The organism is Hydrogenivirga sp. 128-5-R1-1 (genome assembly GCF_000171895.1).
In genome coordinates this window covers 1-1,608 of the sequence record NZ_ABHJ01000295.1, presented here as the reverse complement: position 1 = coordinate 1,608, position 1,608 = coordinate 1, and the positions used below count along the sequence as shown (strand labels likewise).

The 1,608-nt window shown below is 28.4% G+C and carries 2 protein-coding genes; both read right to left on the bottom strand.

All coding sequences use genetic code 11. The features are described from left to right. Nucleotides 1–37 precede the first annotated feature (37 nt). On the bottom strand, nucleotides 38–529 hold the full coding sequence (locus HG1285_RS02280) for a hypothetical protein (RefSeq protein WP_008289168.1): 492 nt from the start codon (nucleotides 527–529) through the stop codon (nucleotides 38–40). Next, nucleotides 529–1,503, bottom strand: coding sequence for a UDP-N-acetylmuramoyl-L-alanyl-D-glutamate--2,6-diaminopimelate ligase (locus HG1285_RS18450; protein WP_157560723.1), 975 nt, complete (start codon nucleotides 1,501–1,503; stop codon nucleotides 529–531). The genes HG1285_RS02280 and HG1285_RS18450 overlap by 1 nt, the downstream gene beginning before the upstream one ends. Nucleotides 1,504–1,608 lie beyond the last annotated feature (105 nt).

Below are 1,608 nucleotides of genomic sequence, written 5' to 3'. Positions count from 1 at the left end.
TCAAGTGCCCTCTTATACATTCTTTTGAGATTATATATCAACAGCTTTTGCAGTTCTTTCTGAGAAAGTTTTTATAAATTTCTACGAATGTTTTATATCCGTAATTTCTATCATATATGTATTCAGTAGCAAGGAGTTTTTTTAAAGAAATGTTATTAAAAATATTTGCTTTTAAATAAATATAAAAAGGAAAGTCATCTTTATCTAAAGCTTTTTCATCAATTTTATCTATATAAAATTTTGCAGTTTTGAAATCTTTTTTATAAAAAGAATCTCCAGCAAGTTTTAAATAAAGGTAGCTGTCTACAGCATAACGAGGATTTTTATTTAAAATGGGTTTTTCATCGTAAAGTAAATTTATTTGGGAAATAAAGTAGTTCTTGTAAGGTTTTAACTTTTTTTCTTTTATTTGTAAAAAACATGTTTTAGCTTTTAGAAATTTTTCTTCTTTAAAAAGTTTATAGCAAGAATAAAAATCCTGCGAAAAAGAAACGCTAAATATCAGCAGAACTAAAATTAAATACTTCATTATATTTTATTAAACATTTTCAAATACTTTTTTGCAACATCTGAATCATCAAAGTGGTAAATATTATCACCTATTATCTGATAAGTTTCATGACCTTTACCTGCAATTAAAACAACATCATTTTCTTTTGCCATCTTTATTGCTTCTTTTATAGCCTGTTCTCTATCTATGATTTCAAGTAAGGGTTTTTTATTTTCCATCCCTGCTTTTATATTTTCAATTATATCTTTAGGGTCTTCTGACCTTGGATTGTCAGAGGTAAGTACGATTACATCTGCAAGTTCCTCAGCTATTTTTCCCATTTTGGGTCTTTTTGTTTTGTCCCTATCGCCACCTGCACCAAAAACGACTATCAATCTTCCTCTTTTTAGTTTTTGTATGCTTTTAAGTATATTTTCAAGTGCATCAGGTGTGTGTGCGTAATCGTTTACAACTAAAAAATCTTTTGAATAAACAATTTCAAATCTACCTCTTATAGGCTTTAATTTTGCTGTAGCTTCTTTTAAAAACTCAATATCTATACCGTATCTTGCAAGAAATGAAAAAGCTGCCGATATATTGTAAATATTAAAATCTCCCCTTAGTTTAGAATAAAGATTGAACCGTTTCCCCTGAAAACTTACAGTAAAAAAGCACCCTTCAGGTTGAGTTTGCATATCAATTATTTTAAATTCTTCACTTTTGCGTCCGTATGAAATGACATTGGCAATGTTTTTTAACTGTCTATAAAGTCTTTCTCCGTAAAAATCATCTACATTTATTGAAAATACTGCTTTTTTATTTTTTTCTAATATATAATCAAAAAACATTTTTTTTGCTTTAAAATAGCTCTCCATGTCCTTATGATAGTCTAAATGGTCTTGTGTTAGGTTTGTAAATATCCCTCCTTCAAAGTTAAGACCGTATATTCTCATCTGATGGGCAGCATGGGAAGAAACCTCCATTGAAACGTATTTTGCACCTTTTAAAAGCATCTTTTTTAGTATTTTATTTAAATGAATTGAATCTGGTGTAGTTCTGCCTGCATCAAAACATAATCCTTAAATCTATACCAAATTGTTCCTATTACTCCTGTATTT

What these genes read in the sequence shown, in the direction of transcription:
- HG1285_RS02280 (WP_008289168.1), bottom strand. Translation starts at nt 529, where the DNA reads ATGAAGTATTTAATTTTAGTTCTGCTGATATTTAGCGTTTCTTTTTCG.
- HG1285_RS18450 (WP_157560723.1), bottom strand. Translation starts at nt 1,503, where the DNA reads ATGCTTTTAAAAGGTGCAAAATACGTTTCAATGGAGGTTTCTTCCCAT.